14 protein-coding genes are annotated in these 13,659 nt (G+C 31.2%); 6 read left to right on the forward strand and 8 right to left on the reverse strand.

What is annotated here, in order from left to right:
- Positions 1 to 264: 264 nt before the first annotated feature.
- On the forward strand, positions 265 to 1,599 hold the full coding sequence (locus B3I31_RS14180; protein ID WP_286495204.1) for an NAD(P)/FAD-dependent oxidoreductase: 1,335 nt from the start codon (positions 265 to 267) through the stop codon (positions 1,597 to 1,599).
- A gap of 71 nt (positions 1,600 to 1,670) precedes the next feature.
- Here B3I31_RS14180 and B3I31_RS14185 read toward each other — a convergent pair whose 3' ends face one another.
- The 8 genes from B3I31_RS14185 to B3I31_RS14220 form a co-directional block, all read right to left on the reverse strand.
- Positions 1,671 to 2,318, reverse strand: a complete 648-nt coding sequence (locus tag B3I31_RS14185; protein ID WP_125349271.1) for a hypothetical protein — start codon at positions 2,316 to 2,318, stop codon at positions 1,671 to 1,673.
- A 145-nt stretch (positions 2,319 to 2,463) separates the two neighbouring features.
- Positions 2,464 to 3,249 (reverse strand): zinc ribbon domain-containing protein, encoded by a 786-nt coding sequence (locus B3I31_RS14190; protein ID WP_115000894.1) that lies wholly within the window; start codon positions 3,247 to 3,249, stop codon positions 2,464 to 2,466.
- Positions 3,250 to 3,251: 2 nt separating this feature from the next.
- Positions 3,252 to 4,349 (reverse strand): Nif3-like dinuclear metal center hexameric protein, encoded by a 1,098-nt coding sequence (locus B3I31_RS14195; protein ID WP_409450812.1) that lies wholly within the window; start codon positions 4,347 to 4,349, stop codon positions 3,252 to 3,254.
- A complete protein-coding gene (locus tag B3I31_RS14200) occupies positions 4,346 to 4,834 on the reverse strand; it encodes a GNAT family N-acetyltransferase (protein ID WP_221856269.1) in 489 nt (162 codons plus the stop codon). The genes B3I31_RS14195 and B3I31_RS14200 overlap by 4 nt, the downstream gene beginning before the upstream one ends.
- Entirely contained in the window at positions 4,806 to 5,837 is a 1,032-nt protein-coding gene (locus tag B3I31_RS14205) for a phosphotransferase enzyme family protein (protein WP_286495205.1), read from the reverse strand. Before B3I31_RS14205 ends, B3I31_RS14200 begins: the two co-directional genes overlap by 29 nt.
- Positions 5,838 to 5,843: 6 nt before the next feature.
- Complete coding sequence (locus B3I31_RS14210) at positions 5,844 to 6,764, reverse strand: nucleotidyltransferase family protein (protein WP_038331209.1); 921 nt, start codon at positions 6,762 to 6,764, stop codon at positions 5,844 to 5,846.
- Positions 6,754 to 8,124, reverse strand: a complete 1,371-nt coding sequence (locus B3I31_RS14215) for a Gfo/Idh/MocA family protein (protein ID WP_286495206.1) — start codon at positions 8,122 to 8,124, stop codon at positions 6,754 to 6,756. Before B3I31_RS14215 ends, B3I31_RS14210 begins: the two co-directional genes overlap by 11 nt.
- An 82-nt stretch (positions 8,125 to 8,206) precedes the next feature.
- Positions 8,207 to 9,091: a ChaN family lipoprotein gene (locus B3I31_RS14220; RefSeq protein ID WP_291059389.1), complete on the reverse strand. Its 885-nt coding sequence runs from the start codon at positions 9,089 to 9,091 to the stop codon at positions 8,207 to 8,209.
- 75 nt (positions 9,092 to 9,166) lie between these two features.
- On the opposite strand from B3I31_RS14220, the gene B3I31_RS14225 reads away from it, so the two are divergent.
- The 5 genes from B3I31_RS14225 to B3I31_RS14245 all read left to right on the forward strand — a co-directional run bounded on the left by B3I31_RS14225 (position 9,167) and on the right by B3I31_RS14245 (position 13,651).
- Positions 9,167 to 10,063, forward strand: coding sequence for an ABC transporter ATP-binding protein (locus B3I31_RS14225; RefSeq protein WP_291059391.1), 897 nt, complete (start codon positions 9,167 to 9,169; stop codon positions 10,061 to 10,063).
- 1 nt (position 10,064) lies between these two features.
- A complete protein-coding gene (locus B3I31_RS14230) occupies positions 10,065 to 10,895 on the forward strand; it encodes an ABC transporter permease (RefSeq protein ID WP_291071491.1) in 831 nt (276 codons plus the stop codon).
- Positions 10,896 to 10,993: 98 nt separating this feature from the next.
- Entirely contained in the window at positions 10,994 to 12,019 is a 1,026-nt protein-coding gene (locus B3I31_RS14235) for a DHH family phosphoesterase (RefSeq protein WP_291088186.1), read from the forward strand.
- Positions 12,019 to 12,546, forward strand: coding sequence for an FKBP-type peptidyl-prolyl cis-trans isomerase (locus B3I31_RS14240; protein WP_115000909.1), 528 nt, complete (start codon positions 12,019 to 12,021; stop codon positions 12,544 to 12,546). Before B3I31_RS14235 ends, B3I31_RS14240 begins: the two co-directional genes overlap by 1 nt.
- 25 nt (positions 12,547 to 12,571) lie before the next feature.
- A complete protein-coding gene (locus tag B3I31_RS14245) occupies positions 12,572 to 13,651 on the forward strand; it encodes a peptidylprolyl isomerase (RefSeq protein ID WP_038331198.1) in 1,080 nt (359 codons plus the stop codon).
- The last annotated feature ends 8 nt before the right edge of the window (positions 13,652 to 13,659 follow it).

A 13,659-nucleotide genomic window follows, 5' to 3' on the forward strand; every position in this document is an offset into this window, starting at 1 on the left:
AAATTCGTGAATTTGATTGATTTCTTAAAACGATTCAGCTTAAAAATTGTTTAAATTCTAATCTTTCAACAAAATTAAAAAAGCTTAGAAATACATGAAATCACAAATAATTTTAACAATTTATTTAAAACTGACAAAAAACATAAATTTAAAAAAATCTAATAATCAATCCGATATCATAGTAAATATCTAAGGTTCAGAATAATTTTTAATAAATGTTTCATTGTTTCTTAGTTTGTTCGTAATTTTACAAAAAAGTGAATTTTGGAAAAGAAAAAGATTGTCATTTTAGGTGCTGGATTTGCCGGACTTAAATTAGCCCGTAAATTAAATAATAACCCACACTTTTCTGTTACACTTATTGACCGTTATAACTATCATCAATTTCAACCTCTTTTTTATCAAGTTGCTACAGCAGGAATAAACGCTAGTGATATTTCGTTTCCTATACGAAAAGTATTTCAAGGAAGTAAAAATGTCAGCGTACGATTAGCTGAAGTAACAGCTATAAAAAAAGAAGCTAATATTGTTGAAACCACAATCGGAGATTTTTCTTACGATTATTTGGTTATTGCCATGGGATGTACCACAAATTTCTTTGGTAATAAGCAAATTGAGGAATTATCATTCCCAATGAAATCCACAAACGAAGCTTTAACGCTAAAAAACAGATTGTTAACAAATTTTGAAAGTGCTTATTCTGCTGAGTCAGAAGAAGAATTAGAAGAAATTTTGAACATTGTTGTTGTTGGTGGTGGACCAACTGGAGTAGAACTTTCTGGTGCAATTGCACATATGAAAAAACACATTCTACCAAAAGATTATCCAGATTTAGATTTCTCTAAATTGAATATTTATTTGATTGAAGGAAGTCCTAATTTATTAGGACCTATGTCTGATTTAGCTCATAAAAAGTCTCACGAATATTTGACAAATATGGGAGTGCATATTTGGACAGAAGGACGAGTTACAGATTATGATGGAAAAACTATTTCCTTAGCTGACGGACGCACAATCAAAACAAAAAATTTAATTTGGTCTGCTGGTGTTACAGGAAATATTCCTGAAGGAGCTGTGTCTCAAGAAGAGTTACAAAGAGGTAACCGTTTTAAGGTAGATCGTACAAGTAAAATTATTGGAACTGATAACATATATGCTATTGGTGACATTTCTTGTATGGAAACACCTAAATATCCTCATGGACATCCTCAATTAGCACGTGTTGCTGGGGATCAAGCTATGAATTTAGCCAAAAATTTCAATAAAATTGGACAAGGTTTATCAGAAGATAAATTAACTTTATTTGAATATCAAGATCCAGGATCTATGGCTACAATAGGAAAACATAAAGCTGTTGTTGACTTACCTAAATTCTCTTTCTCTGGACGTTTGGCATGGTTTACATGGATGTTCTTACACTTAATGTTAATCTTGACTGTTCGCAACAAACTGGCTATTTTCTTTAATTGGGCTCAAAATTATTTTACAAATGATTCATCATTACGTATTATTGTTCGTCCAACGAAAAAAGATTTTAGATTTAATTTGAAAGGTTATCGCCGTTTTCCAAAGAATCGTGATAAAGAAGTAGAAGCTTAATCAAAAAAGTATATCAATAAAAAACTCCGCTAAATATTTAGCGGAGTTTTTTGTATCTATGAATTGAAATTTTATTTTCTTGCAGAAGGTGTTCTCACTCCTGTTTTTACTCTTTCTGTTGATGCAGATTTTGCACTTACAGCATCTTTAGCAGATTTGCTGTATAATTGGATAAAATCAAATAATCCATCAAAATCACCAGTCAATGTTTTACCATTCGAAACTCTCAATGCAAAGTTTGTAGATAATAAACTTCTGTTATAAGGGTCAAAATAATTTTTTAGATTAATAGATCCAGAAGAAAAATCTGTATCTAACAAAGCAAACGTTCCAGAATTAAGAACTGGCACATAATTTTGCATTATAGGATCTTCATAATATTCGATATAATCCAATCCTCTATCATTATTTTCTGTTACGTAAGATCCATTAAAACTTAAATCACCTCTTTGGAAAATTTCTAAATACAAATAAGCTCCATTTAATTTACCATTCTTAGGAACTGGATTTGTAGATAATTCTACACTATAATAAAATCCGCCATCAGCCTTTTTTATATCTGCAACAACTGCATTTCGAAGCGGAAATGATACACCATCATAATTGATTTGTCCAACATTAACAATTTCAGGTTCATAATAGCCATCATCATTATTCACACAAGATGTTAATGAGATAGACGAGACAGCTAACATTGCTAAAAATATAATTTTTTTCATAATTTCTAAATTTTCAAACTAATTATATTGCCAGTATTACAAATAGCGTGCTAAAAAATAACAACAACTAGTTTTAGCATAAAAAAAGTGTTACACAATCGTGTAACACTTTGATATTAAATAAAATATTTTTTAACAAAGAAAATTATCCTTTGATAATGATTTCCATTTTTTCTTGCTCTTCTAAAGCTAATTCCAAATCAACTAAGATACGTCCTGAATGTTCGTCAGCGATAATTTTTTTACGTTGAGCGATATCCATTTGTCTTTGTGGTGGAATTGTAAAGAAAGATCCCGCAGAAGCTCCACGTTGTACAGGAACAACAGCTAAACCATTTTTCACAGAATTTCTGATACGGCTGTAAGCGTCTAATAATCTTTGTTCGATTTTAGCAGAATATTCAGAAGATAATTTCAATAAATTACTTTCTTCTTTTTCTGTATCTTTTACAATTGTATCCAACTCAGCTTGTTTGTGAGATAAATGCTCTTTCATTGAGTTTAATTTTGCATTAAATTCTTCAACTTGTGCATTTTTTTGAGAAATTTTAACTGTAAACTCACGAATACGTTTCTCAGATAACTCAATTTCCAAACCTTGATACTCTACTTCTTTCGCTAAAGCATCAAATTCTCTATTGTTTCGTACGTTATCTTGTTGTTTCGTGTATTTTTTAATTAAAGCTTCAGCATTTTTGATTGCTTCTTTCTTCAATTTAATTTCTTCATCCAAACCTTTAGTTTCGTCAACTATTTTTTGGATTCTCGTTTCTAATTGTGCAACATCGTCGCTCAAATCTTCAACTTCTAAAGGTAATTCACCTCTTGTGTTTCTGATTTCATCTAAACGTGAATCAATTAATTGCAAGTCGTATAACGCGCGAAGTTTTTCTTCTACGCTTAGTTCTTTGATATTTTTTGTTTCAGACATAGTTAACAATAATTAACAGGATTGGTATTAATTCCAGAATTAAAGACCACAAAATTAGTAAATTTTTCTTTAAGATACGAAGTTATTAAGTTTTTTGTAAACTGTTCCGATTCAAAATGTCCAATATCTGCCAAAACAAGCTTATTTTCAGCTGTAAAAAAATCGTGATATTTCAAATCAGCCGTGATATAAATGTCCGCTCCAGCCGAAATTGCATTTTTTATTCCAAATGCGCCAGAACCTCCAAGTACAGCAACCTTCTTTATTTTTTTGTTTAATAATTTCGAGTGACGAATAACGGGTGTATTCATTTGAGTTTTTAGATAATTGAAAAAATCGAGTTCTTCCATTTCATTTTCTAAATCTCCAATCATTCCAATTCCAATATAATTGTTTTGATTATTCAACGAAATAACAGAATACGCAACTTCTTCGTACGGATGATTTTTGAACAAAGCATTCATTACATCACTTTCCAAATGTTGCGGAACAACAACCTCTATTCGCGTTTCATTTACTGATTCCAATTTACCTATTTCACCAATAAAAGGGTTTGCACCAGCAATTGGTCGAAAATTTCCTTTGCCTTCTATCACAAAACCACACGAATCATAATTCCCTATTTTTCCTGCTCCAGCTTCATACAACGCAGATTTCAACTGCTCAGCATGTTCTGTTGGCAAATAGGTAATTAATTGTTTGATGATTTGCAATTTTGGAATAAGAATTTTAGTATTCAATAAAGATAATTGTTCAGAAATCTTGAAATTAACACCAACTTTCGAATTATCTAAAGCTGTATGCGTTGCATAAATATTAATTCCATTTTTGATTGCTGTCATCACTGCTTTTTCAACATAATTTTTTCCGTTCAATTTCTTTAAACCAGAAAAAATAATTGGATGAAAACTCATAATCAAATTACAATTTTTCTCAATCGCTTCTTCCACAACTTCTAGTGTTGTGTCCAATGTTACCAAGATCCCTGTTACCTCATCATTGTAATCACCAACTAGCAATCCAACATTGTCAAAATCCTCTGCATACGCCAAAGGCGCTATTTCTTCCATCGCCAAAGCGACATCTTTTACTCGTATCATTTCTCTTTTAAAAGCAATTTTTCTGTAGGCAAATCATTTTCGATACCTTTCCAATACGATTCAAAATTAAACTTTTCTAACAACTTTCTTGAAGCAACATTATCAGGATCGATGACAGCCATTACTTGCAAATCAGGAAATTTTTCTTTTGATTCTACTAATAAATGTTCGCAAATCATTGATCCAAAACCTTTTCTCCAAAATTCTTTTTTCAATAAATAACCTATTTCAAGTGAATTTTCGATATGTTTGTTATACACCAATTTACAATCACCTAAAAGTGTGTCGTTTTCGTCATAAACCTTAAAAAAACCAAGGTTTTCGTTAACGCTACCTTTTTCTAAGATTGATGTAAATTTGTGATTTGCTTGCTCTTCATTCAAACCTTTTCCAGAGATATATTTCATCACTTCGTCGTCCTGAACAAGTTTAAAAAAGTTATTAAAATCTGTAGGTTTATATTTTTCGAACCGAATTTTCTTCATGAAATTTTGTTAATGCTTTTAATAAATTGATTTGATTAATCGTACGATTTAGATTTTGTTTTGGATAAGAAATCGAATAATAAATATCGTTTTCTAAATAATCTGCCAAAAATCTAACCACCTGAATATAAATCACAATATACGCAACAAAATCCATATTTTCGATCTCTATTGGTTGTAAATCATATTTTAAATGTTCTAAAAACCCATTTTTAACCGCTTTATAATAATCAGGTTCAAACAATTTTTCAGGATTAGGATCGTCTTCAGCTTTCAGGTTTGCGTATGTACGAATCATATCTCCAAAATCGCACAAAATATTCCCTGGCATTATTGTATCCCAGTCTATCACAGCGATTGCTTGCGAATGATTATCATTATTAAATAAGAAATTACTGATTTTAGCATCAGCATGAACGACACGCTTTGGGAAATCTATTTCTAAATACTTTTCAACTTGATACAGATTATCCAAAATATAAGCAACTTCTTCTTTCGTTTCTTCTAAACGCTCTGTTGAAGCATTTTTCAATGCATTTTTGAAATCATTTACACGTTTATGATAATCTAAAAACCCGACAATCGAAGGATAAATTTCATCAACATTAACATCTAACAAATACGAATGAAATTCACTAATTGTTTTCGCCGCTTCATACGCTTGTTCCGCAGATTCCACTTTCTCAAAACAAATAGAATTTGGAATAAAAGAAGTCATTCTCCAAGTTTCTCTATCTTCTTTTGCTAATAAATTTCCTTGCAAATCTTTTACAATTTCGATTACCGAATTTTGATAATTCTTTGCTTTTAGATGGCGAGAAATGATGTCAATATTGTTCGAAATTACTTCTGGTTGAGGAAAAACGTGCGTGTTTATTTTTTGTAAAATATATTTTTTTCCTTCATACTCAACTTCATAAGTAGAATTAATCCAACCAGAACTGATTGGATTAATACTAACTTGATCTATATTTTCGAAATAATGTTTTAATATTTTCTCCATTATATTTTATGTCCAAAGAGAATTTGGATATTTTTGATCATTGATTAAATTGTGAATAGAATTTACTACAACTTCTCTATCTTCTGGATAAGTCATTCCGAACCAATTGTCATCCGATTTTTCTACAATCACTTCCAATTGATCTTCTTTGATCATATCATTTACAACTTTCGGCAAGAAAAATTCTGCTTTCAATTGAGAAGCATTTTCGTGAAGAAATTCCTCAAATTTATCTTCTAATTTTCTGAAAATAGAAGGATGTAAAACAAAGAAATTCATCGATACAGCCGTATCTCCATCTAATGGTAAAACGTTATCATCTTCTTCGAAAACAATTTCTCCATTTTCGTTAGAATAGATATTTGTACGTTCTACAACATTCTCCAAATGACCGTTAGTTACAGTACATACTCCGCGAGAAACAGAACCATTTTCGCTAATCGTATTGGCCAATTTGTACGCAACCATACCATAAGTATTTGCAGTGATTTTTTCGTTTTGAACCAATTCACTTGCTTTTTCAAATGCTTTACGACCATAAAAATCATCTGCATTAATTACAATAAATGGATTGTTTAAATGATTTTTTGTAATCATTAACGCATGTCCAGTTCCCCAAGGTTTTTCACGTTTTTCTATTGTATCATAAATTCCTCTCGGAACAGATGTATACGTCGTTTGAAGAACAAATTCTACTTTACCTCCATTTTTTTCAATTAAATTTTGAAAATATTTTTTAGTTTCTGCATTAAATTGTTCATTAATAATGAATACAAAATGTTTTATTCCGCAAGAAAAAGCATCGAAAATTGAATATTCCATCAACGTTTCTTTACTTGGTCCAATTGGATCAATTTGTTTTTGTCCTTTGTAGCGGCTTCCCATTCCACCTGCTAAAATGACTAATGATAAGGTTTTAGAATCCATAATCTTCTGTACCAAAAACTGGTTTTCTTGTTTTATATTTTCCTCTTGTAAAGTCTGGCATTTCTTGAGAAGTACCATTTCCTTCGATAGATTTTTCACTTAATGGTGTTACTGCATACCAAGTTGCTAAATCATATACATCGAATGGGAATTCTTTGTTTGCTTTAATACATTCGATAAAATCATTCATTAAGAAGAAATCCATTCCTCCGTGCCCAGCACCTTCTGCCTGAGTTTCGTATTTTTTCCAATATGGATGATCGTAAGTTTTTAAATGATCTTCTGAACTTGCCCATTTGTGAGAATGTTTCATTTCATCTTCGAAATAAATGAAACCTTGACTAAATCCTCCTGAACCGATATCTTGCCAAATACCATCAGTTCCTTGAATACGGAAACCTAAGTTATATGGACGCTGTAAAGATGTATCGTGCGTTAATAAGATTGTTTCTCCGTTTTCACATTTTAACATTGTTTGAACGATATCTCCTTGTTTGAATTTAACTTTTGCATTTGGATGATCTACACCTCCATTCTTCACGATATAATCAGTTAAACCAGCTTGTTGAGAAGCCATAGAAGTTAAATGTGTAATTCTATTTCCACGGTTAACATCCATCATTGTACCGATTGGTCCTAAACCATGCGTTGGATATAATTCTGCATTACGTTTTACATAATGATTTGTACGCCAAGCAGCTTCAGAGAAACCTTTGTCTCCAAATTCAACTCCACCACCATAAGGTTGTTTACCATCATTAAATAATACATTTCTTAAATCGTGTTGGTAACCACCTTGTCCATGAACAATTTGACCAAACATTCCTTTACGAACCATATTCATTACAGCCATAACATCGCGACGGTAACAAACATTCTCCATCATGAATACAGGAACTTTCGTTTTTTCGTATGTATCTACGTAATCCCAACATTCTTGTAAATTCATCGCTCCACACACTTCTAAACCTACAATTTTACCCGCATTCATTGCTGCAATTGTTTGCTCAGCGTGAAATTCCCATGGCGTAGCTATAATTACAGCATGCATTTCTTTATTCTTATATAATTTTTTATATCCATCTAAACCTTTAAAATACTCTACAGGTTTTTTATTATGTTTTGCAAAAATTTTGTTTGAACGATCAATCATTCGTTGATCTGGTTCAGCGATCCCAACAACTTCTACATCATTTCTTTTTAATAACTCATCTAAATGTACCTGCCCTCTCATTCCACAGCCAACAATTCCTACTTTCACCTTATCAATTTTTGATGAAAAATCAAATAATGAATCTGGTGATACTAATGCTACCGTAGATGCTGCAGCAGTCGATTTAATAAAATTTCTTCTGTCCATAGTTGTATTTAATTGTTTGCTTTATTTTTTAAAATGCAAAATATGAAAAATAATCAATAAAACTTTCTGCTTATAAGTAAAATTAGTAGGTTTTAGGCGAATCCTTAGGAAATACTATAATAAATTCTGTCGTAGTAACATTTTCGTTTTTAGATTTAATTACAGATAATTTTTCATTTAAATCTTCACTTTCTAGAATTTCAATTACGGCGATTTTGAGCTCAGGTCGAAAATATTTCAAATACCAATAAATTCCGCCATAATTTTTAGAATGATAATCACCATTGTAATGAATGAATAGATTATTTTTCTTCAAATTATTCAAAATTGATTCTGCCATTGTTGCATCCTTTGTAGCTTGTGCTGCAACAAACTGTTTTGCCTTCACTCCAGCATGATCTCCCATCATTTTAATCATCTCAGGATAACCAGGTGCATCATAATCTATGGTAATAGGAAGTTTCGCAATAAAGGCTTTCTCATTATTTGGAACTGTATCCAAAGCTTCAAGTCCATTCTTAGCGACATACGAAGCATATTTGCGTGATACGTTAGTCGCTACAAAATCCAAATTCTTTTCTTTCGCAAAATCAACAAGCGGTTTATAATCTGTTTTATAATTATTCCAAAGCTTTGTACTTTTTTGAAATTCTTCATCCGTCGTTTTGCCTTTCAAGTAATTCGTTAAATCATTTTGTTGATGGCGCTCGAACATTTCTGCTCCGAGTATCAATTGATTTCCTTTTATCTTATACAATTCTTTTGTCGTTTGCAATTGCAACCAATGATTTACCGCATTATTATGATGTTCACCAAATAAAACAACATCATATTTTGCTAACTCTTTAATCATTTTATCAAAATCAACTTTCTTTTCTTGTTGATTATAAATTTGATAAGTTTTTCCGTTTTGCGCTTTAGCCTGAATTGTAAGTACAATTAATAAGGTATAAAGTATCGTTCTCATGTTATTTAAATTAATTCTAAATTGTAACAAATTAACAAAAAAGTCTACATATTAAAGAAAACAAATTCAACTACTATGAATAAAGTTCTTGAAATTAATCAACTTACTAAAAAATTTGACAGTTTTATAGCGGTCAACAATGTCTCTTTTTCGGTAGAAAAAGGAAACGTTTACGGATTACTTGGTCCAAACGGAAGTGGAAAATCGACAACATTAGGAATGATTCTTAATGTAATCAATCCTACAGCGGGTTCGTGGAAATGGTTTGATAAAGAACCAGATAACGATTCATTAAAAAAAATTGGTGCAATTATCGAAAGCCCAAAATTCTATCCTTATTTATCAGCAGAAAAAAATCTTGAAATTGTTGCTGATATTAAAGAAGTTAATTATGCGAAAATTGACGAAAAACTTGAATTAGTTGGATTACTTTCTCGTAAAAAAGATAAATTTCAACAATATTCGTTGGGAATGAAGCAACGTTTGGCTATTGCGGCTGCGTTGTTAAATGATCCTGAAGTGTTGATCTTAGACGAACCTACAAATGGTTTAGATCCACAAGGAATTATTCAGATTCGTGAATTGATTATTAAAATTGCTCAACAAGGAACTACAATTATTCTAGCAAGTCATTTATTAGACGAAGTCGAAAAAGTATGTTCGCATGTAGTGGTTCTGAATCAAGGAAAAATGCTTTATGCGGGTTCTGTAGATCAAATGAATTCAAGTTTTGGAAGTATAGAAGTTGCTGCGCAAAATATGGAAAGTTTGGAATATACACTAAAAACGTTCTCATTCGTTTCAAAAGTTACCAAAGAAAACAACAAACTTTTTGCTGTTTTATCAGAAGAGAAAGATCCAGCAGAAATTAACAAAATGCTTTATGAACAAGGAATTATCGTGAATCATTTAGTAAAACGTAAAGAATCTTTAGAACAACAATTTTTCCAACTAATCCAAAAACAGAACTAACATGAAAAGATTATTTAGCATAGAATGGAATAAATTATTCTACAATAAAGGAACGCGAATTTTCATCATTTTATATTTTGTGATGATTCTGTTAATGGGAATTACGTTACCGAATTTCAAACCAAATATGAATGAAATTGAAGTTGATTTAATCAAATTGGGAGCATTAGAGTTTCCTATAATTTGGCATAATATTACGTGGTTAATTGGTTTTGGAAAATTCTTTTTAGCTATTATTGTTATTAATAATATTACAAACGAATACTCTTTCGGAACTTTCAAGCAAAATACAATTGATGGTTTATCTAAAACTGAATTTTTAAACACAAAAGTTTTGATGAACGTTGTGATAACTTTGATTTCTACACTTTTAGTTGGCGTTTTAGTTTTTGCATTAGGTTCTATTTTTAGCGAAAAGTTTGATTTTGTAAACGGAATCGAATTCTTAGGAGGATATTTCGTCGAAATCTTCGCTTATATTGTATTCGCCATGTTTTTATCATTCCTATTAAAGAAAAGTGCTTTTGCGATTTTATCTTTAATTGTTTTGAATATTATAGAATCTGTTGCTAAAGTTGTTGAATTTTTAGTTCGATTTGGTAAAAATCCTCCAAAAAATCCTGAAGAAATTAAAATCTTAACTAATTATTTACCACTAAACTCAAACGGAAAAATAGTTGATTATCCTTCTGTAGATATACAAAAAGCAATTATGGAAGGTAAGTTATTTGTTGCCGATCATGTACAATGGGATCATTTTGCGGTAAATATTTTCTACATCATTTTATTTCTTGGTTTATCCTTATTAATTATCAAGAAAAGAGATTTATAAATTATAAATATTTCATAAAAACAAGAAAACCTCCAAATTTGGAGGTTTTCTTGTTCAAAGCAATTTACAATATCACTTGTTTGTTTATCTTTGCAACTATGCAAATGACAAATTTCGAAGAGCTAAAAGCTCTGTTAAAATCAACCCCAAAGAAAATTGCAATTCTACCGCACAAAAATCCTGATGGAGATGCGATAGGTTCTACATTGGCGATGTTTCATTATTTGAATAAATTGGGACATACGTGTAACATTGTTTCACCAAACGATTTTCCGAAGTTCCTAAAATGGATGCCTTCAGCAAAAGATATTGTAATTGCAGATTACCGACCAAAAGTTTCTGAAGCAATTATACATCAAGCTGAGTTGATTTTTATCTTAGATTTCAATACTGTAAAACGAATTGATGACTTAGGAAACTGGGTTGAACGTTCGAAAGCTCCAAAAATATTAATCGATCATCACCGCGAACCAGATACATTTGATTTTATGTATTCGGATATCGAAATGCCTGCGACTTGTCAAATGGTTTATAATTTTATCGAAGCGATGAATGATTTAGATAAAATTGATAAAGGCATTGCTGAATGTATTTATACTGGAATAATGACGGATACAGGCGGATTCCGTTTTCGTAATACATCGGCAGATACGCATAGAATTGTAGCAGAGTTAATTGATAAAGGTGTAGAAGTAGATAAAGTTACTTCTTATGTAAACGATTCACAAACACAAGGACGATTAAAGTTATTATCATTAACTCTAAATAATCTAACTTTTTTACCAGAATATCGAACAGCTTTCATGTTTTTAAAACGTGAAGATTTACTAGCAAATGGTTTTCAAAAAGGAGATACAGAAGGTTTTGTAAATTATGGTTTGAGTATAGAAAATTTTATCTTTTCTGTAATTTTTATTGAAGACACACATCATAATTTCATTAAAATTTCGTTACGTTCGAAAGGTGATTTTGATGTGAATGAATTCTCTCGCAAACATTTCAATGGCGGCGGTCATATGAATGCTTCTGGAGGTCGTTCGGATATGAATATGGAAGAAACAATTGCTTATTTCCAATCCCTTTTACCAGAATATCAAGAAAAATTAGCTAGTATCGTTATCTAATGAAAAAAGTTATTTTATTCACTTTCGCTGTTTTTGCGTTAATGAGTTGTGATCAAAAAGTCATACAATATCCCGTTTCATATTCCAATGACGATTTTATGAAACGTTCGCAAGAACGTGGAAAATTATTGCATCAAGAAGAATTACAATGGTTTGATGATTATATGAAAACATCTGACCTAAAATTTGTTAAAACGAGTTCGGGCTTTTGGATTTCAAATAGTGGTCAACGAACAGCTTCTACAGCAAATAATGGAGACTACATCGAATTTGAATATCAAGTAACTGATCTCGAAAACAATATTTTATATTCGTTTAACGATAATAAAGTTCAGAAAATAATTTTAGGAAAAGCTGATATTGTGAGAGGTTTACAAGCTGGTTTGCAATTAATTCCTGAAGGTGAAACTGCTAAATTATTATTACCTTCGTTTTTAGCTTATGGAGGTTATGGTGATACACAAAAAATTGCTCCAGACTCGCCTATTATTATGGATGTAAAAGTTTTAAAAATAAAAAAACACTAATAAACACAAAGACTGTAAAGTTAAAATGAGAAAAATATTATTAATCTTAACTGTCATCACTACTCTTGTTAGTTGTGGCGTTAAAATTCCAAAATCGATGAGTAAAGAAGAATTTAAAAGTTTAGAAGACGGATTGTATGCAAAAATGACAACAAATCATGGTGCAATGACAATCAAATTATACGAAGAAGAAGCTCCAATGACTGTTGCTAACTTTGTAGGATTAGCAGAAGGTACAAAAGAAAATAAAGCAAAAGCAAAAGGAATTCCTTTTTATGATGGAATCATTTTTCACCGTGTAATCAAAGATTTCATGATTCAAGGTGGTGATCCAGACGGAAGAGGTACAGGTGGACCTGGTTACGATTTCGAAGATGAATTTGATGCAACATTAAAACACGATAAAAAAGGTGTTTTATCTATGGCAAATTCAGGACCAGCAACAAACGGGTCTCAATTCTTCATTACAGAGGTTCCAACTCCATGGTTAGATGGTAAACACACTGTTTTTGGACAAGTTGTAGAAGGTTTAGAAGTTGTAGATTCTATTGCTAATGTAGAAAAAACAAGAGATGACAAACCAGTTGTTCCAGTTGTGATTGAGAAAGTAGAAATCGCTCGTAAAGGTGATAAATATGCCAAATATAACGGTGGAGAAGCTTTTGAAACTGCAAAAGCAAATCATGCAAAAAAACAAGCTGAAGCTGAAGCGAAAGCAAAAGCTGAAAAAGATGCTGAAATTGCTCGTCAAAAAGAATTAGAGGCTAAAGCGCAAACTACTCCTTCTGGATTAAAATATGTAATTTTAGAAGAAGGAAACGGAGCAAAACCTGTACAAGGAGATCCAATTCAAGTACATTATACTTTACGTTTAAATGATGGTGAAAAATTAGATTCATCTTACGATCGCAATCAACCACTAGACGCAACAGTTGGTGTTACAGGATTAATCCAAGGTTGGATGGAAGCATTAACAATGTTCAACAGAGGTTCTAAAGTTTTCTTAATTATCCCTGCCGAATTAGGTTACGGATCAAGAGGTGCTGGAGGTGTTGTACCACCAAATGCAACTTTATATTTTGATATGGAAGTTTTAGATAAATAATTTATCTA

Origin of the sequence: Empedobacter sp. UBA3475 (genome assembly GCF_002378465.1) — a bacterium.
GTDB lineage: Bacteria > Bacteroidota > Bacteroidia > Flavobacteriales > Weeksellaceae > Empedobacter > Empedobacter falsenii_B.